Origin of the sequence: Lonsdalea quercina subsp. quercina (assembly GCF_000688695.1) — a bacterium.
GTDB lineage: Bacteria > Pseudomonadota > Gammaproteobacteria > Enterobacterales > Enterobacteriaceae > Lonsdalea > Lonsdalea quercina_D.
The window spans coordinates 161,892-187,446 of record NZ_JIBQ01000002.1; the positions used below are offsets into that span (position 1 = coordinate 161,892).

The 25,555-nt window shown below is 57.8% G+C and carries 21 protein-coding genes; 11 read left to right on the forward strand and 10 right to left on the reverse strand.

Annotated elements, in window-relative coordinates:
- Nucleotides 1-42: 42 nt before the first annotated feature.
- Complete coding sequence (locus SB13_RS00875) at nt 43-1,488, reverse strand: glycoside hydrolase family 32 protein (protein ID WP_036150120.1); 1,446 nt, start codon at nt 1,486-1,488, stop codon at nt 43-45.
- Nucleotides 1,489-2,071: 583 nt separating this feature from the next.
- On the opposite strand from SB13_RS00875, the gene prlC reads away from it, so the two are divergent.
- The gene (gene prlC / locus SB13_RS00880) at nt 2,072-4,114 is read left to right on the forward strand and encodes an oligopeptidase A (RefSeq protein ID WP_026738544.1); all 2,043 of its coding nucleotides are present in this window, start codon (nt 2,072-2,074) and stop codon (nt 4,112-4,114) included.
- On the forward strand, nt 4,111-4,860 hold the full coding sequence (gene rsmJ / locus SB13_RS00885) for a 16S rRNA (guanine(1516)-N(2))-methyltransferase RsmJ (RefSeq protein ID WP_026738545.1): 750 nt from the start codon (nt 4,111-4,113) through the stop codon (nt 4,858-4,860). Before prlC ends, rsmJ begins: the two co-directional genes overlap by 4 nt.
- Nucleotides 4,861-4,984: 124 nt before the next feature.
- Here rsmJ and SB13_RS00890 read toward each other — a convergent pair whose 3' ends face one another.
- From SB13_RS00890 to dnaA, 5 genes are all read right to left on the reverse strand, one after another.
- Nucleotides 4,985-6,157 carry an alginate lyase family protein gene (locus SB13_RS00890; protein WP_036150119.1) on the reverse strand — a complete coding sequence of 391 codons (1,173 nt, stop codon included), beginning with the start codon at nt 6,155-6,157 and terminating at the stop codon, nt 4,985-4,987.
- 600 nt (nt 6,158-6,757) lie between these two features.
- A complete protein-coding gene (gene gyrB / locus SB13_RS00895; RefSeq protein ID WP_026738547.1) occupies nt 6,758-9,172 on the reverse strand; it encodes a DNA topoisomerase (ATP-hydrolyzing) subunit B in 2,415 nt (804 codons plus the stop codon).
- A gap of 18 nt (nt 9,173-9,190) precedes the next feature.
- Nucleotides 9,191-10,276, reverse strand: a complete 1,086-nt coding sequence (recF, locus tag SB13_RS00900) for a DNA replication/repair protein RecF (protein ID WP_026738548.1) — start codon at nt 10,274-10,276, stop codon at nt 9,191-9,193.
- Nucleotides 10,277-10,409: 133 nt separating this feature from the next.
- Complete coding sequence (dnaN, locus tag SB13_RS00905; RefSeq protein ID WP_026738549.1) at nt 10,410-11,510, reverse strand: DNA polymerase III subunit beta; 1,101 nt, start codon at nt 11,508-11,510, stop codon at nt 10,410-10,412.
- Nucleotides 11,511-11,514: 4 nt separating this feature from the next.
- Complete coding sequence (dnaA, locus tag SB13_RS00910) at nt 11,515-12,915, reverse strand: chromosomal replication initiator protein DnaA (protein WP_051616362.1); 1,401 nt, start codon at nt 12,913-12,915, stop codon at nt 11,515-11,517.
- 663 nt (nt 12,916-13,578) lie between these two features.
- Here dnaA and rpmH point away from each other — a divergent pair.
- From rpmH to kdpC, 9 genes are all read left to right on the forward strand, one after another.
- Nucleotides 13,579-13,719, forward strand: coding sequence for a 50S ribosomal protein L34 (gene rpmH, locus SB13_RS17095; protein ID WP_015842368.1), 141 nt, complete (start codon nt 13,579-13,581; stop codon nt 13,717-13,719).
- Nucleotides 13,720-13,737: 18 nt separating this feature from the next.
- Complete coding sequence (rnpA, locus tag SB13_RS00920) at nt 13,738-14,097, forward strand: ribonuclease P protein component (RefSeq protein ID WP_071999804.1); 360 nt, start codon at nt 13,738-13,740, stop codon at nt 14,095-14,097.
- Nucleotides 14,061-14,318 carry a membrane protein insertion efficiency factor YidD gene (yidD, locus tag SB13_RS17100; protein ID WP_071999803.1) on the forward strand — a complete coding sequence of 86 codons (258 nt, stop codon included), beginning with the start codon at nt 14,061-14,063 and terminating at the stop codon, nt 14,316-14,318. Before rnpA ends, yidD begins: the two co-directional genes overlap by 37 nt.
- A 2-nt stretch (nt 14,319-14,320) precedes the next feature.
- On the forward strand, nt 14,321-15,955 hold the full coding sequence (yidC, locus tag SB13_RS00925) for a membrane protein insertase YidC (RefSeq protein ID WP_026738553.1): 1,635 nt from the start codon (nt 14,321-14,323) through the stop codon (nt 15,953-15,955).
- An 82-nt stretch (nt 15,956-16,037) separates the two neighbouring features.
- Nucleotides 16,038-17,402, forward strand: coding sequence for a tRNA uridine-5-carboxymethylaminomethyl(34) synthesis GTPase MnmE (mnmE, locus tag SB13_RS00930; RefSeq protein WP_026738554.1), 1,365 nt, complete (start codon nt 16,038-16,040; stop codon nt 17,400-17,402).
- Between the two features lie 589 nt (nt 17,403-17,991).
- The gene (gene kdpF, locus SB13_RS17105) at nt 17,992-18,081 is read left to right on the forward strand and encodes a K(+)-transporting ATPase subunit F (RefSeq protein WP_071999802.1); all 90 of its coding nucleotides are present in this window, start codon (nt 17,992-17,994) and stop codon (nt 18,079-18,081) included.
- Nucleotides 18,081-19,754, forward strand: a complete 1,674-nt coding sequence (gene kdpA / locus SB13_RS00940) for a potassium-transporting ATPase subunit KdpA (protein WP_026738555.1) — start codon at nt 18,081-18,083, stop codon at nt 19,752-19,754. Before kdpF ends, kdpA begins: the two co-directional genes overlap by 1 nt.
- A 30-nt stretch (nt 19,755-19,784) precedes the next feature.
- Nucleotides 19,785-21,833 (forward strand): potassium-transporting ATPase subunit KdpB, encoded by a 2,049-nt coding sequence (gene kdpB / locus SB13_RS00945; protein WP_026738556.1) that lies wholly within the window; start codon nt 19,785-19,787, stop codon nt 21,831-21,833.
- Nucleotides 21,834-21,844: 11 nt separating this feature from the next.
- Entirely contained in the window at nt 21,845-22,426 is a 582-nt protein-coding gene (kdpC, locus tag SB13_RS00950; RefSeq protein ID WP_026738557.1) for a potassium-transporting ATPase subunit KdpC, read from the forward strand.
- A gap of 80 nt (nt 22,427-22,506) precedes the next feature.
- On the opposite strand, the gene SB13_RS00955 is transcribed toward kdpC, so the two are convergent.
- From SB13_RS00955 to SB13_RS00970, 4 genes are read right to left on the reverse strand one after another with little or no spacing between them, the layout of a single operon-like run.
- Nucleotides 22,507-23,244, reverse strand: coding sequence for an amino acid ABC transporter ATP-binding protein (locus SB13_RS00955; protein WP_026738558.1), 738 nt, complete (start codon nt 23,242-23,244; stop codon nt 22,507-22,509).
- Nucleotides 23,245-23,254: 10 nt separating this feature from the next.
- The gene (locus tag SB13_RS00960; RefSeq protein ID WP_026738559.1) at nt 23,255-24,010 is read right to left on the reverse strand and encodes an amino acid ABC transporter permease; all 756 of its coding nucleotides are present in this window, start codon (nt 24,008-24,010) and stop codon (nt 23,255-23,257) included.
- A gap of 4 nt (nt 24,011-24,014) precedes the next feature.
- Entirely contained in the window at nt 24,015-24,710 is a 696-nt protein-coding gene (locus tag SB13_RS00965; RefSeq protein ID WP_026738560.1) for an amino acid ABC transporter permease, read from the reverse strand.
- A gap of 35 nt (nt 24,711-24,745) precedes the next feature.
- Nucleotides 24,746-25,498, reverse strand: a complete 753-nt coding sequence (locus tag SB13_RS00970; protein WP_026738561.1) for an SDR family oxidoreductase — start codon at nt 25,496-25,498, stop codon at nt 24,746-24,748.
- Nucleotides 25,499-25,555 lie beyond the last annotated feature (57 nt).

Genomic DNA, 25,555 nt, shown 5'->3' on the forward strand with positions numbered 1-25,555 from the left:
AAAGAGCCGCTACGGGCCACACGCCCGACGCTCTTCAGGCCATTACGCCCTCAGTAGGGACCAGCTGTCGCCCCCAGCGAGATGCGCACGACCATGATCGGCGAACAGTTGTAGCTCACGCCGATCCGGCTGCGGGTAGATGCGCGAACTCAGGCAGCGTTCCCCCTCTCCGACAAAGACTTCAATCGAGGAGCGATCGATGAAAATCCGCAGCGATAACACCGATTGCGCCGGTAACGGCGCGCTGCGATAGCCGCTCAGGCCATATTCGGGGTAATGGCGCTCCAGCACCAGACGCCCGGACTGCGTGTCTGCAAACAGGCACAGGCCGTCTCCGAGCGTCAGGCCGAAACGTTCGGCGGTGCTGTCGTTCAGATCCCAGCGCAACATCAGCTCCCGCGCATCGCCATGTGCCGTCAGCGCCAGCGACTGCGAGTCGATCCATTGCGGGGCGATCACCTGCCCGTCGCGCCGCAGCGACTCGACCTCCCGCACCGGCCGCACCCGCAGCAGCCCGTCTTCGAGGCTCAGCTCGCGGGGCAGCGTCATGCAGCCCGCCCAGTGATCACGCTGCGAGGGCATCGGCGACTCCCACATATCCATCCATCCCAGAACAATTCGGCGACCGTCGGCGGCCAGAAACGACTGCGGCGCATAGAAGTCATGACCGAGATCTAACTCAGCGAACGGCTCCGTGATGTCGAAATCATCTCCCGGCCGCCAGTGGCCGCGCAGACAGCCGCTCTGAAACAAATTGCGGTAGTGATAGCCGTTTGGCGATACGCCCTGCGGCGAGAACATCAGCAGCCATTCGTCGCCCAGCGGGAAGAAATCCGGGCACTCCCACATGTAGCCCAGCTCGCCGTCGCTCTCCGCCAACACGCGGTCCAGCGCCCATTCGCGCAGGGTTTCGCCACGATAAAGCAGCACCTGTCCCTGATCTTGTTCGTTGCGGGCACCGACGACCATCCACCAGACGCCGTTTTCACGCCAGACCTTGGGATCGCGAAAGTGCATGATGCCGGGAGGCGGCAGCAGAATAGCGCCCTGTTTTTCGAAATGCAGGCCATCGTGGCTGATGGCGAGGCACTGCACCTGCCGTAATTTCTCGCCCTCTTCGGGAGAGGAAGGGAGGACGACATGGCCGGTATAAATCAGGCTCAGGACACCGTCGTCATCCACCGCGCAGCCGGAAAAGCAGCCGTCGCGGTCCGGCTCGTTCTCACCGCCGGGAAACAGCGCGATAGGTTGGTGCTGCCAGCGGATCATGTCCTCGCTGGTGGCGTGTCCCCAGTGCATCGGTCCCCATTTCGGCTCATAGGGGTAATGCTGATAGAACGCATGGTAGCGCCCCTGATGGTAGATCAGCCCATTGGGATCGTTCATCCATCCCGCCGGCGGCGCCAGATGGAATGTCGGATAAAAGGTGTCGTTGACGTTCGCGTATTCCGGCTGCGCCTGACTGACGAAATCGACTGAATTATTCATCATGGTTCTCACTCTGTCTGACTTGCATGACGGCCTGTAAGGACGGCAAAAACGCGCTGAACGCGATCTCGCGCCAGACCTGAATCATCGCGTTCCGCTCCGCTCGTCAGGCCGATTTCGCACGGCACGCAAAAGCGGACGCGGAACCGGTAAAAATGGGTAGCGTCTTCCATCAAGCGTGGCAGATAAACCCGATTTTCAACAGGGGAGAATAAAATTAGACATAAAAATCAACTTGATAAAAAGGAATGTCCGACACATCAAAGGCGCGACCTAATGCTACATCTCCCTCTTTTTTCGTTATATGATTGAGCAAAAAACGCGATATTCAGCAGGCTGGCCCAGGTTCCTGTTTTATGCGCTCCCGGCGGGTTGTCTGCGCCTTCGCCGCCCGACTTTTAACCTTTCTGCATGAATCTTCTCCGCTGTATCCCTATGCCGGGCGCGGGTACTACGCCATTCTCGCCCAAACATTGATTTTCATGGCCTGAGACCCCATCTTAGAAAGTAATCTGCAAGTTATGTCAGCCTTGTCGGCCACCGGGACAAGGGATCGATCATCATTACTATTCAGGACCGTGCCATGACAAATCCATTACTTACCCCATTTACCCTGCCCCCGTTTTCCCAAATCAAAACCGACGATATTGTTCCCGCGATCCAAAGCGCGCTGGATGACTGTCGTAAAACGGTGGAGCACGTTGTGGCGCAGCCAGGTCCGTTCACCTGGGAAAATCTTTGTCAGCCGCTGGCGGAAAGCGACGATCGGCTGGAGCGTATCTTCTCCCCNATCGGCCATCTGAATGCGGTACAGAACAGCCCGGAACTGCGCAGCGCCTACGAGCAGTGCCTGCCGCTGCTGTCCGAGTACGGCACCTGGGNGGGGCAGCATGCCGGCCTGTATCGCGCCCACCGCAACCTGCGTGACGGCGAACATTTCGCGTCATTGAACACCGCGCAGAAAAAAGCCGTGGAAAATGCGTTGATCGGCTTCGAACTGTCCGGTATCGCCCTGCCCGCCGAGAAGCAGAAACGCTACGGTGAAATCTCCGCGCGGCTTTCCGAACTGAGCTCAATCTTTAGCAACAACGTTCTGGACGCCACGATGGGCTGGTCCAAGCTGATCACCGACGTCAATGAGCTGGCCGGTCTGCCGGAAAGCGCGCTGGCGGCCGCCAAAGCGCAGGCCGAAGCCAAAGAACAAGACGGCTGGCTGCTGACGCTCGACATGCCGAGCTACCTGCCGGTCATGACCTACTGCTCCAACGCCGCGCTGCGCGAAGAGATGTATCGCGCGTACGCCACCCGCGCCTCCGATCAGGGGCCGAACGCCGGTAAGTGGGACAACACCGAAGTGATGGCCGAGAAAATGGCGCTGCGCCATGAGCAGGCGCAGCTGCTCGGCTATTCGAGCTATGCCGATAAATCGCTGGTCACGAAAATGGCGGAAAACCCGCAGCAGGTGCTGGACTTCCTGACCGATCTGGCTAAACGCGCACGTCCGCAGGCCGAGCAGGAACTGGCCGAACTGCGCGCCTTCGCCAAGCAGCATTATGGCGTGGACGAGCTGAATCCGTGGGACGTCAGCTACTATAGCGAACAGCAGAAACAGCATCTTTACGCCATCAGCGACGAGCAGCTGCGTCCGTATTTCCCGGAAGAGCGCGTGCTGAACGGACTGTTCGAAGTCGTCAACCGCATCTACGGCATCACGGCGAAAGAGCGCAAAGACGTCGATGTCTGGCATCCGGAAGTGCGTTTCTTCGATCTGTTCGATGAAAGCGGCGAACTGCGCGGCAGCTTCTACCTCGATCTGTACGCGCGCGAAAATAAACGCGGCGGCGCCTGGATGAACGACTGCGTCGGCCGTATGCGCCTCGCCAACGGCGAGCTGCAGAAACCGGTCGCCTACCTGACCTGTAACTTTAACCGCCCGGTCAACGGCAAACCGGCGCTGTTCACGCATGATGAAGTGACAACGCTGTTCCACGAATTCGGTCACGGCCTTCACCACATGCTGACGCTGGTCGAAGCCGCAGGCGTCACCGGCATCAGCGGGGTGCCGTGGGATGCCGTCGAGCTGCCGAGCCAATTCATGGAAAACTGGTGCTGGGAGCCTGATGCGCTGGCGTTTATCTCCGGCCACTACGAAACCGGCGAGCCGCTGCCGAAGGCGATGCTGGATAAAATGCTGGCGGCCAAGAACTATCAGGCGGCGCTGTTCATCCTGCGTCAGCTGGAGTTCGGCCTGTTCGACTTCCGCCTGCATACCGAGTTTGACCCGGAGAAAGGCGCGCAGATTCTGCCGACGCTGGCCGACGTCAAGGCTCAGGTCGCCGTTATGCCCAGCCCGAGCTGGAATCGTTTCCCGCACGCCTTCAGCCACATCTTCGCGGGCGGCTATGCCGCGGGCTACTACAGCTACCTGTGGGCCGACGTGCTGGCGGCTGACGCCTTCTCTCGCTTTGAAGAGGAAGGTATTTTCAACCGCACCACCGGCCAGTCGTTCCTCGACAACATCCTGTCTCGCGGGGGTTCCGAAGAGCCGATGGAGCTGTTCAAACGCTTCCGCGGCCGTGAACCGAAGCTGGACGCCATGCTGAAACACTACGGCATCAAGGGATGAAGATCGGCCTGATGACCGAAGAGGGCGCCGATAAAGGCGCCCTCGACGCTCTGGCCGCGCGCTGGGGACTGATAGAGGATGACGGCCAGCCTTTCGCGCTGGTCTTAACGCCCGAACGGCTCGAGCTGCGCAAGCAGGACGAGCCGAAGCTGGGCGCCATCTGCGTGGATTTCGTCGGCGGCACGCTGGCGCACCGGCGCCGCTTTGGCGGCGGGCGCGGCGAAGCGGTCGCCCGAGCCGTCGGCATCAAGAAAGGCTATCTGCCTGATGTCGTGGACGCCACCGCAGGGCTGGGACGAGATGCTTTTGTGCTGGCCTCGCTCGGCTGTCGGGTTCGTATGGTGGAGCGGCACCCGGTCGTCGCGGCGCTATTGGACGATGGTCTGCAACGCGGTTATCAGGATGCGGAGATCGGCGGCTGGTTGCGGGAGCGTCTGACGCTGTTACATGCTTCCAGTGTCGAGAGTCTGAAAGACATCGAGCCGCCGCCCGACGTTGTCTATCTCGATCCGATGTTTCCTCACCGGCAGAAAAGCGCGCTGGTGAAGAAGGAAATGCGGGTATTTCAAACGCTGGTCGGCGCCGACGACGATGCCGACGCGCTGCTGGCCCCGGCACGCTCGCTGGCGAAAAAGCGCGTGGTGGTCAAACGCCCGGACTATGCGCCGCCGCTCGCGGGCGTCCCCGCGCAGTCCATGCTGGAAACGAAGAGCCATCGCTTCGACTTCTACCTGCCGACGCCCTGAGTTTCCAACTAGTTTCCTAATATACGTCTCTTTGCCTTTGTCTGAAGCGGCGGAAACGCTAGGACGACGAAGGATCGTGATACCCAGCGCCGCCGGGATGCGCCAATCGCGCCCCGGCGAACCGTTACTCTTCTCCCAGCGTAAACAGCAGCGTGCCATAGCCCAGCTGGTCAAAGCTTCCCGGATATGCGCCATAGGACCAGGGACCGCCTTCAGGCCGAATCTTGGTCGCTATCTCGGTGATATTGGGGCTGTTGAGGCCTTTCAGCACAATGTAGTGGTTGTAGATCAATTCCCAAATCGCTCTGACCTCGCCTCTTGCGCTCTCAGAGATCTGCGTTTGGGTTACATCGCTATTGGTGTAGGTCGTGTAGGGAACCGATTTACCGAGATTATAGGCCGCGACATATTCCGCCCCCTTCATCAGCCGGTTGTCGTCATAACTGAATAAATCATCGCCCTGATTCCAGGCCATTTGGCATATCACGCCCGCTAGCGCGATATCTAATAATGAGTGCGCCTGATCCCTGCCGCTTTCCTGTATTTGTCCCATGCCCTGTTCGGGATAAAGTATCCAGACCAGTTTTCCAATCGCGCCATTTCCCTCGCCGTTTTTGTAATAGTCGACGGCTCGGTCGTAGAGATCTTTTCTGTCTAATAAAATACCGATAGCCATAATGGAACTTAACTGCGCTAAATCCCAGTTAGCCCAATAGTGGTCGATTTTCGTATTGTTATGACGCGCGATAAAATCCAAATTAATAGGAAGAAAGACCGTTTCCATCATCTTTTTGAAGGTGTCGAAATCGCGCGCGCTCCATCCCGGATAGTCCCGCATTATTTCTGCGGTATTCGCCAGTTCGTAGCCATAAATTCCCGCCGCGAGCGCGGCATCGGTGGAGCCTCTAATCTCTTTGAGCGTGCTGCCCCAGGCGTTCAGAATGGCGACGGCGCTGTTGGCGTAAGCCTCATCACCTGTGGCCTTCCAGTACAGCGCATGGGAGTAGGCGATAGCGATGTCTCTGTATAACTGGGGATAATTTTCACTATGCTCGCTATTTCGTCCGCGATATACGATGTCGACGGCGCGAGGCTGCCAGCCAAGCGAAAGTTTCAGCTGCTGGAATCCCTTGAACCAGGGCTCGGACTGCTGATTCACCTGCATCGCCATTCTGGCGAGATCGTCGCTGGTGCTTAGCATGCCCGGATGTTTTAACGTCTCCGCAGACCAGCCGGAAAGAGGGGATAACGACATGGCGAACGATAGCAGTAAACCTGCCGGTTTTTTGATGAGCATACGCAATAACGTCCCTGTGATATTATTTTCATCGAAAGAGTATCACACGAGTATTAAATAATAATTTCATGCTCTGTAATTCATGGAATTATGCTTTTAATATTTCCTAATTCAGAAGAGTGACCAGTTATAAATAGAAAACGACGGTTCGCCCGATATGAACGCCCGTCGAATAACCACTTTCAGCCAAGCTCTTGTCTATATCAACCGCTGCCGCTCTCCCTCTCATGCCACATCACGTCATCGAAATGATGCCATTGTCATCTCCCCTTCGCATCAAGCGGCGATCCTCAGGATCCGCCGATACCAAAGCGATCTCAGCCACAACAGGTGAGTTTCCATTGGTTTCCCAATAATGTTGCGACATGCTGAGAGAAGAAACGTTACGGCAAGGGCAACTTTAGCAAACGTTGCCTTTGGGCTGGCCTGCCACTGGCATGAACATGAGGCGAATCTTATGGCGTGTAGGGGGGAGGCGGACCGTCAATTTGTCGGGGCAATCTTTCGTCTTCCCAAAATGCGCATTTGAGAGGGGTAATAAAAAAGCCTCGCACAGGGCGAGGCTTTTTTCGTATACAGATTAATTGCCTTTAAGCGCTATCAGATATCGATGTTTGCCGCCTTGAGGGCGTTCTCTTCGATAAAGGCGCGACGGGGTTCAACGGCATCACCCATCAGCGTGGTGAACAACTCGTCGGCCGTAATCGCATCCTTCACGGTGACGCGCAACATACGACGACCTTCCGGATCCATCGTCGTTTCCCACAGCTGTTCTGGGTTCATCTCGCCCAGACCTTTATAGCGCTGAACCGCCAGACCACGACGTGACTCTTTCACCAGCCACTCCAGCGCCTGCTCAAAGCTGACGATAGGCAGTTTGCGCTCGCCGCGTTCCACGAAAGCGTCTTCTTCAATCAGGCCGCGCAGCTTTTCGCCCAGCTGATTGATTTTGCGGTATTCGTTACCCGTCACAAACGCGGNATCCAGCGGATAGTCGGTATCGACACCGTGGGTGCGCACACGCAGCCGCGGCTCGTGGCGACCTTCTTCAGTATCGTGGATCACGAAGCTGTAGGTGCTGCCGTGTTTTTCCTGCTCGGTCAGCAGCGTCACCAGCGTTTCCATCCAGTGCTGCACCTGCTCGCGGTCGGACAGCGTGGCTTCGGTCAGGGACGGCTGGTAGATCAGCGCGTTCAGCAGCGGGCGCGGGTAGCGACGCTCCATACGACCAATCATTTTCTGCACGGCGTAATGCTCGGCGACCAGTCGTTCCAACGGCTCGCCCGCCATTGCCGGCGCATGAGCGTTGGTATGCAGAGTCGCGCCATCCAATGCCAACGCGATCTGATACTGATCCATCGCTTCGTCATCCTTGATGTACTGCTCCTGCTTCCCTTTCTTCACCTTGTACAGCGGCGGCTGAGCGATGTAGACATGCCCGCGTTCGATGATTTCCGGCATCTGACGATAGAAGAACGTCAACAACAGCGTACGGATGTGCGAACCATCGACGTCGGCATCGGTCATGATGATGATGCTGTGGTAGCGCAGCTTGTCCGGGTTGTATTCGTCACGGCCGATGCCGCAACCCAACGCCGTAATCAGCGTGGCGACTTCCTGCGACGACAGCATTTTGTCGAAACGCGCCTTCTCCACGTTCAGGATTTTACCCTTCAGCGGGAGAATCGCCTGGTTCCTGCGGTTACGCCCCTGCTTCGCAGAGCCGCCCGCGGAGTCCCCTTCCACCAGGTACAGTTCAGACAGCGCCGGATCGCGTTCCTGACAATCCGCCAGTTTGCCCGGCAGGCCGGCCAGGTCGAGCGCGCCTTTGCGTCGCGTCATATCGCGGGCACGACGAGCGGCCTCGCGCGCGCGCGCGGCGTCGATGATTTTGCCTACCACGATTTTGGCGTCTGATGGATTCTCCATCAGGTAATCCACCAGTTTTTCGTTCATCAGCGACTCAACGGCCGTCTTCACTTCCGACGAAACCAGCTTGTCTTTGGTCTGAGAAGAGAACTTCGGATCGGGCACTTTCACCGAGACCACAGCAATCAGGCCTTCGCGGGCGTCATCGCCGGTCGCGCTGATTTTGGCTTTCTTGCTGTAGCCTTCTTTATCCATGTAAGTGTTTAGAGTACGCGTCATGGCGGCGCGGAAACCGGCCAAATGCGTGCCGCCGTCACGCTGCGGAATGTTGTTGGTAAAACAGTAGATATTTTCCTGGAAACCGTCGTTCCACTGCAGAGCGACTTCCACCCCGATATCGTCTTTCACCGTGGAGAAATAGAACACATTCGGGTGGATCGGCGTTTTATTGCGGTTCAGGTAATCGACAAACGCTTTGATGCCGCCATCGTAATGGAAGTGGTCGGACTTATCTTTTTCACGTTCGTCACGCAAACGGATGGAAACGCCGGAGTTAAGGAACGACAGCTCACGCAGACGCTTGGCCAGAATGTCGTATTCGAATTCCAGCACGTTGGTGAAGGTTTCGGTACTCGGCCAGAAACGGACCGTTGTCCCGGATTTTTCAGCTTCACCCACCACGCTCAGGGGCGCGAACGGCACGCCGTGGTTATAGGTCTGTTGATGAATTTTGCCTTCGCGGCGAATGGTCAGCTCAAGTTTTTCCGACAGGGCATTGACCACGGAAACCCCTACACCGTGCAAACCGCCGGAAACTTTGTAGGAGTTATCATCAAATTTACCGCCGGCATGCAGCACCGTCATGATGACTTCAGCGGCTGACACGCCTTCTTCTTCGTGAAGACCGGTTGGGATCCCACGGCCATCATCCTGTACCGACACGGAATTGTCGCTATGGATGGTGACGATAATGTCTTTACAGTAGCCAGCGAGCGCTTCGTCGATAGCGTTGTCCACCACCTCGAATACCATATGATGCAGACCGGTTCCGTCATCCGTATCGCCGATATACATACCCGGGCGCTTACGAACTGCATCCAGCCCTTTTAATACCTTGATACTTGAGGAGTCATAAGAATTCGACATCAACGTTTCTCGCTCATTTTAGTCCTGTGATTGAACGGTTATTTTACCCTGTTCTACGCTGAACATCTTGCCATTTTCACCGACCATATCGGCTATCTGTTCAGCGCTGATTGCACTGACGAAGACCTGTGCCTGCGTGGCTTTCAGGCGTTCCGCCAACAGGCGTCGTCGGGCGCTGTCCAGCTCCGAGGCGAAGTCGTCGATGAGGTAGACGCACTTGAGTCCGCTATTGCGGGTGAGAAACTCACCCTGCGCCAATCTTAGAGCGCACATCAACAGCTTCAACTGACCGCGCGACAACATATCCTCTACAGCGACGCCGCCGGCACGAATGCGGAAGTCCGCCTTGTGCGGGCCGAAAGCGGTATAACCCAGCATTCGGTCACGCTCGAAATGGCGCTCCAGCAGTTCTGCGTAATCGCTCTCCCGATCCCAGCCTTGCTGGAAGGAAAAGCTCAGGGAAAACTCCGGTAAAAACTGGCCGCAGGTGGCTCCGATATCGTCCACAATGGCGGCACTATAGGCCGCTCGCCATTGGCTTATCTGCTCCGCCAGCGGTACTAATTCCTGATCCCACGCCCGCATCTGCCCATAGTGACTGGTTTGGCGCAGCGCTGCATTGCGCTGACGCAACAGACGTTTCAGATTGTTCCAGGCGTGGAAAAAACCAGGCTCGTGATGAAAGCAGCCCCAGTCTAGAAAGGCCCGGCGAAACTTCGGGCCGCCGTTGAGAAGGGTAAATCCTTCCGGGGTAATCAGCTGAATCGGCAGCAGTTGCGCCAGTTCAGCGACGCGATGACCATCGCTGCCATCAATACGAACCTTGCTGTCGCCTTGACGGTTCTTGCTCAGCCCAACGGAGCGTTCCCGCTCGTGGCCGTCAATTCTGCCATGCAACACAAATTCAGGCTGTTCGTGACGAATCACCCGCCCCGCCTGAATACTGCGGAACGCGCGGCCGTGGCCCAACGTATAAATCGCTTCAAGCACGCTGGTTTTGCCACTGCCGTTAGCGCCAACCAGAAAATTGAAACCGGGGATCAACGCCAGATCGGCAGATTCAATATTGCGAAAATCGCGGATGAGAAGACGGGTCAGTGCCATTTTACAACCATTCAGCGTCGCTGCCTTTCAGCCTGATGCCAGGGACATACGATCGCATTTCGCGAACCGCATGCCGCCCGACACGCTGGCGTACCTAAAAACGGCGCCTGGCCGTTTTCCACTCTTCGCGCAACTACAAACGCATCGGCATGACCACATACGCTGCGGCTGGGCTGGCGCTATCTTCAATCTGTACGCTGGAAACGGAGTCAGTCAGCAGCATACGCACGTCTTCGCATTTCAGTGCGTTGAGCACATCCAGTACGTAGCTGACGTTGAAGCCGATCTCCATTTCCGTACCGCCGTATTCGACGTCCAGAATTTCTTCAGCTTCTTCCTGCTCCGGGTTGTTCGCGGTAATTTTCAGCTGATCTTTGTTCAGATACAGACGAACGCCGCGAAACTTCTCGTTGGACAGAATCGCCGCGCGGGAGAACGCCTGTTTGAGCAGATCGCAGCTGGCTTCGAGCGTTTTGTCGGGATTTTTCGGCAATACGCGACGATAGTCCGGGAAACGGCCGTCAACCAGCTTAGACGTAAAGATGAAATCGCCGACGTGCGCACGAATGTTGTTGCTGCCAATCTGTAGCTGCAACAACGTTTCGCCGCCGTCCAGTAAGCGCACCAGCTCCATCACGCCTTTACGCGGGACGATCACCGAATGGGACGGCAGTTCCTGACCGACCGGCATCGAGCAGACCGCCAGACGGTGGCCGTCGGTCGACACGGTGCGCAGCTCTTCCCCTTCGGTCTCGAACAGCATGCCGTTGAGGTAGTAACGCACATCCTGATGCGCCATGGAGAACTGGGTTGCTTCAATCAGGCGCTTCAGCGTGGCCTGCGGCAGAGAAAACTCCACCTCGCTCTGCCAGTCATCCAGATTGGGAAAGTCTTCCGCCGGCAGCGTGGACAGCGAAAAGCGGCTGCGCCCGGAGCGCACCAACATGCGATCGCCGTCCAGCATGATGGTGATTTCGGCGCCGTCCGGCAAACCGCGACAGATGTCGAACAGCTTGCGGGCCGGCACCGTGGTCGCACCCGCCTCGTGGGGCTGAGTCAGCGCCACGTGCGCCACCATTTCCATTTCCAGATCGGTGCCAGTCAGCGACAGCCGACCTTCACTGACCTGCAATAACAGATTCCCCAGGATCGGCAACGTCGGCCGGCCTCCCAAGGGACTGCTGACCTGCTGTAGGGGTTTTAACAGATGCTCGCGTTCAATAATAAATTTCATGATATTAGGAAGATAATGTTCTGATTAAATTGGAAAAATCTTCTTTAATGTCGTGACTTTCCTCGCGCAGCTGCTCAATCTTGCGACAGGCATGCAGCACGGTGGTGTGGTCTCGACCGCCAAAAGCATCACCGATTTCCGGCAGGCTGTGATTCGTCAATTCTTTCGCCAGCGCCATCGCCATCTGACGTGGACGAGCCACCGAGCGCGAGCGACGTTTGGACAAAAGATCGGCGACTTTGATTTTATAATATTCCGCTACGGTCTTCTGAATGTTGTCGATAGTGACCAGTTTTTCCTGCAACGCCAGCAGGTCGCGCAGCGCTTCGCGCACGAAGTCGATCGTGATGGAGCGTCCGGTAAAGTTGGCGTTGGCGATGACGCGGTTCAGCGCCCCTTCCAGCTCACGCACGTTGGAACGCAGGCGCTTGGCAATAAAGAAGGCTACTTCTCCCGGCAGACGGATATCGTTCTCATCCGCCTTTTTCATCAGGATCGCCACGCGGGTTTCCAGCTCAGGCGGTTCGATGGCGACCGTCAGCCCCCAGCCAAAGCGGGACTTCAGGCGATCTTCCACTCCGTTGATCTCTTTTGGATAGCGGTCTGAGGTCAAAATAATCTGCTGATTGCCTTCCAGCAAGGCATTGAACGTGTGGAAAAACTCTTCCTGAGAACGCTCTTTGTTGGCAAAAAACTGAATATCATCGATCAGCAGCGCATCGACGGAGCGGTAGTACCGTTTGAACTCTTCTATGGCGTTGTTCTGCAGGGCTTTCACCATGTCCTGCACGAAACGCTCCGAGTGCATGTACACCACTTTGGCATTGGCTTTGCGAGCCATGATGCCGTTCCCTACCGCATGTAATAAATGCGTTTTACCCAGACCGGTACCGCCATACAGAAACAGCGGGTTGTAGGCCCCGCCCGGATTATCCGCCACTTGCCGCGCAGCGGCGCGCGCCAGCTGGTTGGATTTACCTTCGACGAAATTATCAAACGTGTGCTTCGGGTTAACGTTGGAGCGATAGGTGTGCTCGGCATGTAGTGAAGGCGCATCCCAGCTCGGACGAACCGGAGAAGAGACCGGACGAGCCTGCGGCGCAGCCGCGGGGATCACGGTAGCAGCAGCGTTGCCCGCCGGAGCAACCGTTGCCATCGCCGGTTTGCTGCCCACTTCGAACCGCAGCAGCGGAGCATCCAGACCACAGAAATCATTCAGCAGTCCATTGATATTATTAAGATATTTGTCACGCACCCAATCCAGCACGAAGCGATTAGGGGCGTAAAGCGCCAGAGTGTTGTCACTCAGTTCCGCCTGCAATGGGCGTATCCACATACTGAATTCTGTGGCAGGTAATTCATCCTGCAAACGGGCAAGACACTGCTGCCAAAGCGAAAGTGACACGGCGGACTCCACTCGAACAAGATAAAACAAAGAAAAGAAACAGAATCGTTAGTTATGTAACTCATGATTTTTGGCACCCGCTCCCCGGATCAGAAGAGCCAGCGTGCGCCGCGCATTGATGCGGCTTACCGTGACGATCCCGACGGAGGATCGCTAGCGGGACGGCGGATCATAACCTAAACGCCAACAGAGATCTTCCCCTTCTGCACAGTTTTGATCCTTTTTATCCACAGGCTATTCTTATTCCCCTGCCTGCCCGAACGCTGAGGAATGGAGGTCATGATTGAGGTTACCCACACCCGGCGGGCTTCCCCAAGGCGTCTATAAGGATAGACGGAATTTTCGCCAATGGCGGTGAGGGAGATCATGATCTTCTTACCAGGATCTGGGCTCGATCCTTGCGCTTTAATATGGAGTACGTATAATTCCCGCCCTGCGCGTGGCGCCTGCACGCTGTGCTGAGTTAGGCAGGTGTGTTTCTCAAGCGGGAAACATTGGGTGGGTGAAACGCGGATGTTAATTGACTCGGGACTGTACAATTATTACAATCCCGCCTCATTTTATATATATGTATATGCGATTGAGGCGTCGGTCATTTTCTTCACGCCGAGTAGCCAAACGCGTTAACTATGAAGTTTTAATCAAGTTTAGGTAGAAATCGCCATGAAACGCACTTTCCAACCGTCCGTACTGAAGCGTAACCGTAGCCACGGTTTCCGTGCTCGTATGGCCACCAAAAATGGTCGTCAGGTTCTGGCCCGCCGTCGTGCGAAAGGCCGTGCTCGTCTGTCCGTTTCTAAGTAATAAAAGCTAACCCAACGAGTGGTTAAGCTCGCTTTTCCCAGGGAGTTACGTTTGTTAACTCCCAGCCATTTCTCTTTCGTCTTCCAGCAACCTCAACGGGCTGGCACGCCGCAAATCACCATTCTCGGCCGCCTGAATACGCTGGGGCATCCCCGCATCGGTCTTACCGTCGCCAAAAAGCATGTTAAACGGGCTCATGAACGCAACCGCATCAAACGTCTGACGCGCGAAAGTTTCCGCCTGCATCAGCACCAGTTGCCTGCCATGGACTTTATCATCATCGCGAAAAAAGGCGTGGCCGATCTGGATAACCGTGCGCTGACGGAAGCGTTGGAAAAATTATGGCGTCGGCACTGTCGATTGGCTCCCGCCTGCTGATCGGGTTGATACGCGGATATCAGCGCTTTATCAGTCCACTGCTGGGACCCCACTGTCGTTTCCACCCGACGTGTTCCCAATATGGCATTGAGGCAATACGCAGATTCGGCATGATAAAAGGCTGTTGGTTGGCGCTGAAACGCGTATTAAAATGCCACCCTTTGAACCCTGGTGGTGATGACCCCGTACCGCCAAAAACCGACAATAACAGAGAACATTAACGATGGATTCGCAACGCAATCTTCTTCTCATCGCTCTGCTATTCGTAACGTTCATGATCTGGCAGGCCTGGGAAACGGACAAAAATCCGCCAGCCACAACACAGACCACGCAACAGTCTACGAACAATGCAGTCGGCGATGCCGCCAACCAGGGCGTCCCCGCCAGTGGTCAGGGTAAACTGATTACGGTGAAGACCGACGTACTGTCCCTGACGATTAACACTCGCGGCGGCGACATCGAGCAGGCCAACCTGCTGTCTTACCCGGCAACGCTGGGCTCCACCGAGCCTTTCCTGCTGCTGGAAACGACACCGGCCTTCGTCTATCAGGCGCAGAGCGGTCTGACCGGGAAAAATGGTCCGGACAATCCGGCGAACGGTGCGCGTCCTCTGTATCAAGCAACGCAGGATCACTTTGAACTGACCGACGGTCAGAGTGAACTCCGCATCCCGCTGACCTATACCGACGCCAACGGTGCGACTTTCACCAAGACATTCGTGCTTAAGCGCAGCGACTATGCGCTGGGCGTGGAATACGGCGTCAACAACGCCAGCGCCCAACCGCTGGAGCTGACGCTGTTCGGCCAGTTGAAGCAGTCCATCGATCTGCCTTCGCACCGTGACACCGGAAGCAGCAACTTTGCGCTTCACACCTACCGCGGCGCCGCGTTCTCTTCCAGCGACGAGAAGTACAAAAAATACAGCTTCAGCGATATGAAAGAGCCGCTGAACATCGTCACGCAGGGCGGCTGGGTCGCCATGCTGCAGCAGTATTTCGCCACCGCGTGGGTACCGCAGGCCAACAGTAACAACACGTTCTACAGCGCCAATCTGGGCAACGGTCTGGCGGCCATCGGCTTTAAAGCCGCGCCGGTTGTCGTTCAGCCAGGTAGCCAGCAACAGCTGCAAGCTACGCTGTGGGTCGGACCGGAAATTCAGGACAAAATGGCCGCGGTCGCGCCTCATTTGGACTTGACCGTTGACTACGGCTGGTTGTGGTTCATCTCCCAGCCGCTATTCAAACTGCTGAAATTCCTGCACGGCTTCATCGGTAACTGGGGCTTCTCCATTATCGCCATCACCTTCATCGTGCGTGGCATCATGTACCCGCTGACCAAAGCGCAGTACACCTCGATGGCCAAAATGCGCATGCTGCAGCCGAAACTGCAGGCGATGCGTGAACGCATCGGTGATGACAAACAGCGCATGAGTCAGGAAATGATGGCGCTATACAAAGCGGAGAAGGTCAACCCGCTGGGCGGCTGCTTCCCGCTGCTGATTCAGATGCCGATCTTCCTGGCGTTGTACTACATGCTGATGGGCTCCGTGGAGCTGCGTCATGCGCCGTTCGCGCTGTGGATCCATGACCTGTCTGCTCAGGACCCGTACTACGTACTGCCGATCCTGATGGGTCTGACCATGTTCTTCATCCAGAAGATGTCGCCGACGACGGTCACCGATCCGATGCAGCAGAAGATCATGACCTACATGCCGGTCATCTTCACCGTGTTCTTCCTGTGGTTCCCATCCGGTCTGGTGCTGTACTATATCGTCAGCAACCTGGTGACCATCGCTCAGCAGCAGCTGATCTACCGCGGGCTGGAGAAACGGGGCTTACACAGCCGTGAGAAGAAATAACGCTGGCTGATTGCCAACCTCATTTCTAACGTAAGGCGGTCACTGACCGCCTTATTTTTTTATGTAATTTAGAGAGATGACCATGAGCCATACCGACACCATCGTCGCTCAAGCCACGCCCCCGGGACGCGGCGGCGTAGGTATTCTGCGTATTTCCGGTTCCGCCGCGTCGGCCGTGGCGCAAGCCGTGCTGGGAAAACTGCCGCGTCCGCGTTATGCAGACTACCTGCCTTTCATGGATGCCGACGGCAGCGTGCTCGACCAGGGCATAGCCCTGTGGTTTCCCAATCCCAACTCGTTTACCGGCGAAGACGTGCTGGAATTACAGGGGCACGGCGGCCCGGTGATTCTGGACCTGCTGCTGAAGCGCATCCTGACGCTGCCGGGCGTACGCATCGCCCGTCCGGGCGAGTTCTCAGAGCGCGCCTTCCTCAACGATAAACTAGATTTGGCGCAGGCCGAAGCCATCGCCGACCTGATCGACGCCAGCTCCGAACAGGCCGCGCGCTCCGCCGTGAACTCCCTGCAGGGCGTTTTCTCCAGTCGAATTCATCAGCTGGTCGAAGCGTTGACGCACCTTCGTATCTATGTTGAAGCGGCGATTGATTTCCCAGATGAAGAAATTGATTTCCTTTCCGACGGCAAAATCGAGGCTCAGCTCAACGCGGTCATCGCCGATTTGAATGGCGTCCGGGCCGAAGCCCGACAGGGCAGTCTGCTGCGCGAGGGCATGAAAGTGGTCATCGCCGGCCGTCCTAACGCCGGTAAGTCCAGCCTGCTGAACGCGCTGGCAGGCCGAGAGGCGGCCATCGTCACCGATATCGCAGGCACCACGCGCGACGTGCTGCGCGAACACATTCATATCGACGGCATGCCGCTGCACATCATCGATACCGCCGGTCTGCGCGATGCCAACGACGAAGTGGAACGTATCGGTATCGAGCGCGCCTGGCAGGAAATCGAGCAGGCCGATCGAGTGCTGTTTATGGTGGACGGCACGACCACCGAGGCCAGCGAACCTGCCGCCCTCTGGCCGGAGTTTATGGCGCGACTACCGAAAACGTTGCCGATCACCGTGGTGCGCAACAAAGCGGACATCACCGGAGAAACGCTCGGTATCGAGGATGTGAGCACCCACTCGCTCATCAGGCTGTCGGCGCGTACCGGGGAGGGCGTAGATCTGCTGCGCAACCATCTGAAAGAGAGCATGGGCTTTACCAGCAGCACTGAAAGCGGCTTTCTGGCTCGTCGCCGTCACCTACAGGCGCTGGAACGCGCGGCCGAACATCTGGAACAAGGCCGCGACCAGCTGGTCAGCGCTTACGCGGGCGAGCTGCTGGCGGAAGAACTGCGGCTATCGCAACAGGCGCTCAGCGAGATCACCGGGGAATTCACCTCCGACGACTTATTGGGCCGCATATTCTCCAGCTTCTGTATCGGCAAGTAACGCTGCGTCCGTAAGCGTCCACTCACTTCCACTCATCCCGCATATCTGACTGTTATGCGGGATTTTTTGTTCCATCAATGTCTGTTCGCTTCCATCGAGAGCCAGGTTTTTTTGTGTCCATCGCTAATTTTTGAGCGAGACATGGCGTGGGTGAAGGACAAACCATCCAATGATAAAAAAATGCCAATCTCGCGAATGATGGGACGTCAGGTGATTGATAATGGCGAGCTGGCACAGAAGAATTGCCCAGCCCTATTCAAATTATATTGGGTGCCTCGACGTTTCCTTTTTGTGTCTCGCCACCTCTGGGTAAAAGAACCCTGATAAGGGCACCTGCCATCCGGTCAATAATCGTCTCTCCCTGGTCTGCGGGCCGTCCAGAATACGGAGACAAGCCACAAACACGCATTACACGCCATAGGCGTTAACATTATTTTCACCGGTTATAGCGCGTGAAGATCATTCCAGCGAGATGCCGGTTTTCCGCCATTTATACAAAATTTTTATACCGCCCTTCCGCAATTTGACGACATTTTTATTTCCCTTTCTCTACCCTCCTCCGTATTCCCTTCACACCTGGAGAATCACCGTGAGCGCAGGAATCATCGCCGGCATCGTGCTGGTCTTTTTATTACTGGGCTACCTGTTTTATGCCCTGTTTCATGCGGAGGCGCTGTGATGGCCGCCGACGCTGTTTTACTCCTCGCCGTCTACCTGACGGTGTTGCTGCTATTGGCGCAGCCGCTGGGACGCCTGCTGACGGGACTCATTCATGACAGAACGCTGCCGGGCACGGCGGGAATTGAGCGTGCTATCTGGCGACTGTGCGGCATCTCGGACGGCGACATGAACTGGCGTCAATATCTGGCGGCGGTGCTGGCGTTCAACCTGCTGGGCATCGTCGTGCTGTTCGCCATCCTAATGCTACAGGGATGGCTACCGCTCAATCCGCAGGGACTGCCGGGCCTGTCGTGGCATCTGGCGCTGAATACGGCCATCAGTTTCGTCAGCAACACCGACTGGCAGGCCTACGCCGGGGAAAGCACCATCAGCCACTTCAGCACGATGATGGGGCTGACCGTGCAGAACTTCCTCTCCGCGGCGACCGGTTTCGCGGTGCTGTTCGCACTGATTCGCGGGTTCGCCCGTCACGCCACCGACAAGCTGGGCAACGCGTGGCGCGACCTGACGCGAACGACGCTGTTCGTACTGCTGCCGCTGTCTCTGCTGACAGCGCTGTTGATGGTCAGTCAGGGCGTACCGCAAAACCTCAGCCCTTATCTGACCTTCACTACGCTTGAGGGGGTGCAGCAAACGCTGCCGATGGGACCCGTCGCGTCGCAGGAAGCTATCAAAATGCTCGGCGTCAACGGCGGAGGGCTGTTTAACGCCAACTCGGCGCATCCGTTCGAGAATCCGACGGCGTTGACGAACTTCGTGCAGATGCTGGCGATGTTGCTGATCCCCGCCGCGCTGTGTCTGGCGTTTGGCCGGGCGATCCGCGATACCCGACAAGGGCACACCGTGCTGTGGGCGATGCTGATGATGTTCGTCGTCGCCGCGGCCGTGGTCATGTGGGCCGAAGTCGACGGCAATCCGCATCTGGCCGCCTACGGTGCGGACAGCGTGCTGAACTGGGAAGGCAAAGAGAGCCGCTTCGGCATCCTGCAGTCCGCGTTGTTCGCGGTCATTACGACGGCGGCGTCGTGCGGCGCGGTCAACGCGATGCACGACTCCTTCACCGCGCTGGGCGGATTGGTGCCGCTGTGGCTGATGCAGATTGGCGAAGTGGTGTTTGGCGGCGTGGGTTCCGGCCTGTACGGCATGCTGATGAACGTGCTGCTGGCGGTGTTTGTCGCCGGACTGATGATCGGCCGTACGCCGGAGTATCTGGGGAAAAAAATCGGCGTATCGGAAATGAAAATGACGGCGCTCGCCATCCTGATCGCCCCAACGCTGGTTCTGCTCGGCACCGCGTTGGCGATGATGACCGACGCAGGCCAAGCCGGCATGTTGAACCCCGGCCCCCACGGCTTTACCGAGGTGCTGTATGCGCTCACGTCCGCCGCCAACAATAACGGCAGCGCGTTCGCCGGGCTGTCCGCGAACACGCCGTTCTACAACCTGTTGCTGGGAGCCGCCATGCTGATTGGCCGCTTCGCCCCCGTGATCCCCGTCTTAGCCATCGCCGGATCGCTGGCAAGTCGACCTACGCAGCCCGCCAGCGTCGGGACGCTGCCGACCCACGGCGCGCTGTTTGTCGGGCTGATTATCGGCACCGCGCTGCTGGTCGGGGCGCTGACCTTCATTCCATCGCTGGCCCTGGGGCCGATTATCGAGCATCTGCAGTGATGACACTGTTCATTGCCGGAGACACATTTTATGGGACATAACACGCTTTCCCAGCCGCACAACACGCTGTGGCGCGCCGCGCTGGTCGAGTCATTCAGGAAACTGGACCCTCGGATGCAATATCGCAATCCGGTGATGTTCGTCGTTTTCCTGGGCAGTATTCTGGCGACGCTGCTGGCCGTCGGCATAAGCATGGGTTGGCTGGCGGGTGAACTGACGTTCACCGCGGCGATCAGCCTGTGGCTATGGTTCACCGTGCTGTTCGCCAACTACGCCGAGGCGCTGGCCGAGGGGCGCAGCAAGGCGCAGGCCGAAAGTCTGAAAGGCATCAAACGCACCAGCTGGGCGAAAAAACTGGCGGAGCCGAAACACGACGCGCCGAACCAGCAGGTGGCGGCCGAAAACCTGCGAAAAGGCGATTGGGTGCTGGCGAAAGCCGGCGACATTATCCCCTGCGACGGCGAAGTGCTGGCGGGCGGCGCTTCCGTGGATGAAAGCGCGATCACCGGCGAATCCGCGCCCGTTATTCGCGAGGCCGGGGGCGATTTCGCCTCGGTGACGGGCGGGACGCGGATCCTCTCCGACTGGCTGGTAATCCAGTGCAGCGTCAACCCCGGCGAGACCTTTCTGGACAGGATGATCGCGATGGTGGAAGGAGCCAAACGCCGCAAAACGCCCAATGAAATTGCGCTCTCTATCCTACTGATCGCGCTGACCATCGTCTTCCTGCTGGCGACCGCGACGCTCTACCCGTTCTCGGCCTGGGGCGGTTCGCCGGTCAGCGTCATTGTGTTGGTGGCGCTGCTGGTCTGCCTGATCCCGACCACCATCGGCGCGCTGCTGTCGGCGATTGGCATCGCCGGGATGAGCCGAATGCTGGCCGCCAATGTGATCGCCACCAGCGGACGGGCGGTGGAAGCGGCGGGCGACGTGGACGTCTTGCTGCTGGACAAAACCGGCACCATCACGCTGGGCAACCGGCAGGCCAGCCAGTTTCTGCCCGCGCCCGGCATCACGGAAGAGGCGCTGGCGAACGCCGCTCAGCTCGCGTCGCTGGCGGATGAAACCCCGGAAGGCCGCAGCATCGTGGTGCTGGCTAAGCAGAAATTCAACCTGCGCGAACGCGACCTGCAGAGCCTGGACGCCACGTTCATCCCCTTTACCGCGCAAACCCGCATGAGCGGCGTGAATATCGGTTCGAAGAGATTGCGTAAAGGTGCGGCCGACGCCATTCGCCGTCATGTCGAAAGCCAGGGCGGACGCTTCCCCTCAGCGGTCAACGCGCTGGTGGAGTCGGTGGCACGCGCTGGCGGAACGCCGCTGATCGTGGCGGAGGATAACGCCGTGATGGGGGTGGTGGCGCTGAAAGACATCGTCAAAGGCGGCATCAGGGAACGCTTCGCCGAACTGCGTCGGATGGGCATCAAAACCGTCATGGTCACCGGCGACAACCCGCTGACCGCGGCCGCCATCGCCGCCGAGGCCGGGGTCGATGACTTTCTGTCGGAGGCGNCGCCGGAAGCCAAACTGGCGCTGATCCGCCAATACCAGGCCGAAGGCCGCATGGTCGCGATGACCGGCGACGGCACCAACGATGCGCCCGCGCTGGCGCAGGCAGACGTGGCGGTGGCGATGAACTCGGGCACGCAGGCGGCCAAAGAAGCGGGCAATATGGTGGATTTGGACTCCAACCCCACCAAGCTGCTGGAGGTAGTACGCATCGGTAAACAGATGCTGATGACGCGGGGATCGCTGACCACCTTCAGCATCGCCAACGATGTGGCCAAGTATTTCGCCATTATCCCAGCGGCGTTCGCGGCAACCTATCCGGCGCTCGACAAGCTGAATGTGATGCATCTGCACTCGCCGAACTCGGCCATCCTTTCCGCGGTGATTTTTAACGCCCTGATTATCGTGCTGCTGATCCCGCTTGCGCTCAAAGGCGTTCGCTACCGGCCGATGTCCGCGGCGTCACTGCTGAGCCGTAATCTGTGGATTTACGGCGCGGGCGGCCTCGCGGCGCCGTTTATCGGCATCAAACTGATCGACATGTTGTTGACCGTTCTGGGTCTGGGCTGAGGAGCCAAAGTATGAACCTGATTCGTCCCACGCTTTCCCTGTTTTGCCTGCTTTCCATCGTCACCGGCGCAGCCTATCCGCTGCTAACGACTTCGTTATCCCAGTGGGCCTTTCCAGACACCGCCAGCGGGTCGCTGATCGTACGCGACGGCCAGCTTCGCGGCTCAGCCTTAATCGGCCAGCACTTTACTCGGCCGGACTATTTCCACGGCCGTCCGTCGGCAACCGCCGACACGCCGTACAACCCGCTGGCCTCCTCCGGCAGCAATCTGGCGGCGAGCAATCCGGCGCAGGACGAGGCCATCAAACAGCGCGTGGCGGACCTGCGCGCCGCCAATCCGCAGGCGAGTGGCCCGGTTCCCGTCGAGCTGGTCACCGCCTCTGGCAGCGGTCTGGACCCGCACATTTCACCCCAGGCCGCGCTATGGCAGGCCCCCCGGGTGGCGTCGGCCCGCCATCTATCGGAAAGCGACGTGCGGCGGCTGGTGGATGAGCACACGCAGCCGCCGCGCCTCTACTTTTTGGGCGAACCGGTGGTCAATGTGCTGGCGTTGAATATGGCGCTGGACGAATTACAGAAAAAACGGCCGTAAAAAAACCGGGAAGCGTCAAATGACATCGCGCCGTCGTATTCACCAGCGACGGCGCGATGTCGTTCCACGATGGATGAGCCTTAGTGTTGGCGCAGATCGCTCAAAAAGCGCTGCGCGCGCGGATGCTGCGGCGATCGGAAGAAGTTTTCAGGCGCGGCCTTCTCCAGAATCTGCCCCTGATCCATGAACCAGACGGTGTCGGCCACTTCGCGGGCGAAATTCATCTCATGGGTCACGCACATCATCGTCATGCCTTCCTGAGCCAGCCCGCGCATCACGTTCAGCACCTCCCCCNCCATCTCCGGGTCCAGCGCCGAGGTCGGTTCATCGAACAGCATGACCGGCGGCTTCATCGCCAACGCGCGCGCTATCGCCACACGCTGCTGCTGGCCCCCGGAAAGCTGGGCCGGATAGGCGTTCGCCTTGTGCGACAACCCGACGCGCTCCAGCAGTTCGCCTGCATGCTTGCGCGCTTCCGAACGTTTGACGCCCAGCACCTTCACCGGCGACATCATGATGTTGTCCATGACCGAGACATGCGGGAACAGGTTGAAATTCTGGAACACAAAGCCAATTCGGGTGCGCAGCTGGTTAAGACGGGTGCTGGTGCCGTGTATATCAATGCCGTCGAACAGGATTTCCCCTTTTTCAATCGGTTCCAGTCGGTTGACCGTCCGAATCAGCGTCGATTTGCCGGACCCCGACGGTCCGCACACCACCACAACCTCGCCGCTTTTGATCTCGGCATTCAAATCGGTCAACGCCTGATAATCGCCATACCATTTGCTGACCCGGTTAAACATAATCATCGGTCTCATCATGCATTCCTTATAGCGACGGTGTTTCGGTCAATAATTCGGTTTTCTCAACCGGCGTGCCTGCGGGGTTTTCATTGCGCCGCTTGCGCTCGACATGCGCTTCCAGCCGGTTAGCCAACCACGTCAGGCTGAAGCAGATGACGTAGTAGCTCAGCGCCACAATGGCGAACACCTGAAACGGCTTGGTCAGCAGTTGATTGTTGACCTGATTGGCGGCGAAGGTGAGCTCCGGCACGTTGATCACGTAACCCAACGTGCTGTCCTTGATGATGGACACCAGTTGGCTCACCAGACTGGGCAGCGTGTTGTAAAGCGCCTGAGGCAGGATCACCATGCGGAAGGTTTTGATGTAACTCATGCCCAACGCGCGCGACGCTTCGTACTGCCCGGACGGCAGCGCCTGAATGCCGCCGCGAATGATCTCGGCGATGTAGGCGCTTTGATAAATCACCAGCGTGCACAGCATCGTCGCGAAGCCGCTGATGTTATGGCCGATCAGCAAAGGGATGCAGAAGTAGGTCCAGAACACCACCATGAGCAGCGGAATACCGCGCAGCGCGTAGACCCAGCAGGCCGCCGGCCAGCGTAACCAGCGGAAAGGAGAAATGCGCGCCATGCCGAGCAGCATGCCGACCGGGAAAGCGAACAGCATTGCCAGCAGGGAGATCAATAACGTACACAGCACGCCGCCGAGGGGACCATTCGGATACTGCCCCATCAGAAACAGCATCCCGTTGTCGTGCAAAATCGTGAAGATATCGGCCACGGGATTACCTCGCATAGACGCGCTGGAAATGGCGAGCCAGCAGAGCGCCAGCCCCCATCAGCAGCAAAGAGAAGACCAAATAGCCGACGGAGGCCACCAGATAGGACTCGAAGGTGCGGAACGTCTGGTTTTCGATATCGCGGGTGACGTAGGTCAGCTCCGCGACGCCGATGACCATCGCCAAGCTGGTGTTCTTGAACAGCAGCACGGTGTGGTTGATTAACGACGGCAATGAGTTGCGCAGCCCCTGCGGCAGGATCACCAGTCGCATCGCGCGGCCGTAGCTCATGCCCAGCGCGCGCGCCGCCTCGTTCTGTCCGTCAGGGATCGCCCGCAGTCCGCTGCGGATATCCTCGGAGAAATAGGCGGCCTGACACAGGCCAAGTGCGAACATCGAGAACAGGAACTCCGCGTTGAAGTCGTTGATCCACATCTGCACCGACTCCGGCAGCAACGTGGGGATCGCGAAGTACCACATCATCAGCTGGATCAGCGTCGGCACGTTACGGTGGTAAGACACATAGGCCGACACCAGGAATACCGCCGTGCGTTTATGCGTCAGGCGGATCACGACCAACAGCAGCGCCAGCGTCATGGCCAGCAGCCAGGACCCCAGCGCTAGCTTCAGGGTAACGATGACCCCCTCGCCGAGCATCGATCCAAATTGACCGGTGAAAACAGCGGAAAAATCGAGCGTCATCGTTTAGTCTCCCTCAGCGCCTGATAGTACTTATATTACTCTACGGAATCGCCCGGACGCATGGTCGACAAGCCGCCCATTACCTGCGTAGTCGGCGTAATCTCAATATTGCCGAAGTTAACGTTGACCGGTGCGGAAAGGACGAATGCCACGGTATCCGCGATATCCTTCGGCGTCGGTAAATCGAAACCATCAATGTAGCGACGGCGGGCATCTTCAATATCACCCATCGCAATTCCGATAATGTCGGTTGCGACACGGCCGGGACAAATTTCCGTTACCCGCACCATTTTGCCGTAACAATCCAACCGCAGTTGGCGGGAGAGGGCATGTACGCCCGCTTTGGTCGCGTGATAAATGGAGTTGCCGTTGAAGTTGTAAACTGCGGCAATAGAAGTGACGTTAATGACGTGTCCGCAGTTTCGCTCCTTCATGCCTGGCACGACTAAGCGGCTGAGGTGCAGCACCGCCCGCAGGTTGACGTCCACCAGCGTATCGATCACCTCTTCGTCGGCATCCAGAATTGAACCCGACCGGGAAACACCCGCGTTGTTCACCAGCACGTCGATCTGAATTTCACTACAGAGGCGCGTCAGCGCATCCGTATCGCTGACGTCGATGGCATGAGGAATACAGCCGGTACGCGCGGCCAGCGCCGCCAGTTGCTCTTCACGACGCGCCACGGCATGCACCGTCAGCCCTTCCTGGCACAGGCGTTCGACAATCGCTTCGCCAATACCGGCGGACGCACCGGTTACCAATGCAGTTTTATAATCTGAAAATGGCATATCTAATCTCCTTGTAAGATGACAGGACATCCGTGTTGGGCGTCCTATCTTTTTTCC

Coding starts and splice junctions, on each gene's coding strand:
- dnaN (WP_026738549.1), bottom strand. CDS start 11,510: ATGAAATTTATTATTGAACGCGAGCATCTGTTAAAACCCCTACAGCAG.
- SB13_RS00890 (WP_036150119.1), bottom strand. CDS start 6,157: ATGCTCATCAAAAAACCGGCAGGTTTACTGCTATCGTTCGCCATGTCG.
- SB13_RS00875 (WP_036150120.1), bottom strand. CDS start 1,488: ATGAATAATTCAGTCGATTTCGTCAGTCAGGCGCAGCCGGAATACGCG.
- kdpC (WP_026738557.1), top strand. CDS start 21,845: ATGAACCTGATTCGTCCCACGCTTTCCCTGTTTTGCCTGCTTTCCATC.
- recF (WP_026738548.1), bottom strand. CDS start 10,276: ATGGCACTGACCCGTCTTCTCATCCGCGATTTTCGCAATATTGAATCT.
- mnmE (WP_026738554.1), top strand. CDS start 16,038: ATGAGCCATACCGACACCATCGTCGCTCAAGCCACGCCCCCGGGACGC.
- SB13_RS00970 (WP_026738561.1), bottom strand. CDS start 25,498: ATGCCATTTTCAGATTATAAAACTGCATTGGTAACCGGTGCGTCCGCC.
- yidD (WP_071999803.1), top strand. CDS start 14,061: ATGGCGTCGGCACTGTCGATTGGCTCCCGCCTGCTGATCGGGTTGATA.
- rsmJ (WP_026738545.1), top strand. CDS start 4,111: ATGAAGATCGGCCTGATGACCGAAGAGGGCGCCGATAAAGGCGCCCTC.
- SB13_RS00965 (WP_026738560.1), bottom strand. CDS start 24,710: ATGACGCTCGATTTTTCCGCTGTTTTCACCGGTCAATTTGGATCGATG.
- rpmH (WP_015842368.1), top strand. CDS start 13,579: ATGAAACGCACTTTCCAACCGTCCGTACTGAAGCGTAACCGTAGCCAC.
- kdpA (WP_026738555.1), top strand. CDS start 18,081: ATGGCCGCCGACGCTGTTTTACTCCTCGCCGTCTACCTGACGGTGTTG.
- yidC (WP_026738553.1), top strand. CDS start 14,321: ATGGATTCGCAACGCAATCTTCTTCTCATCGCTCTGCTATTCGTAACG.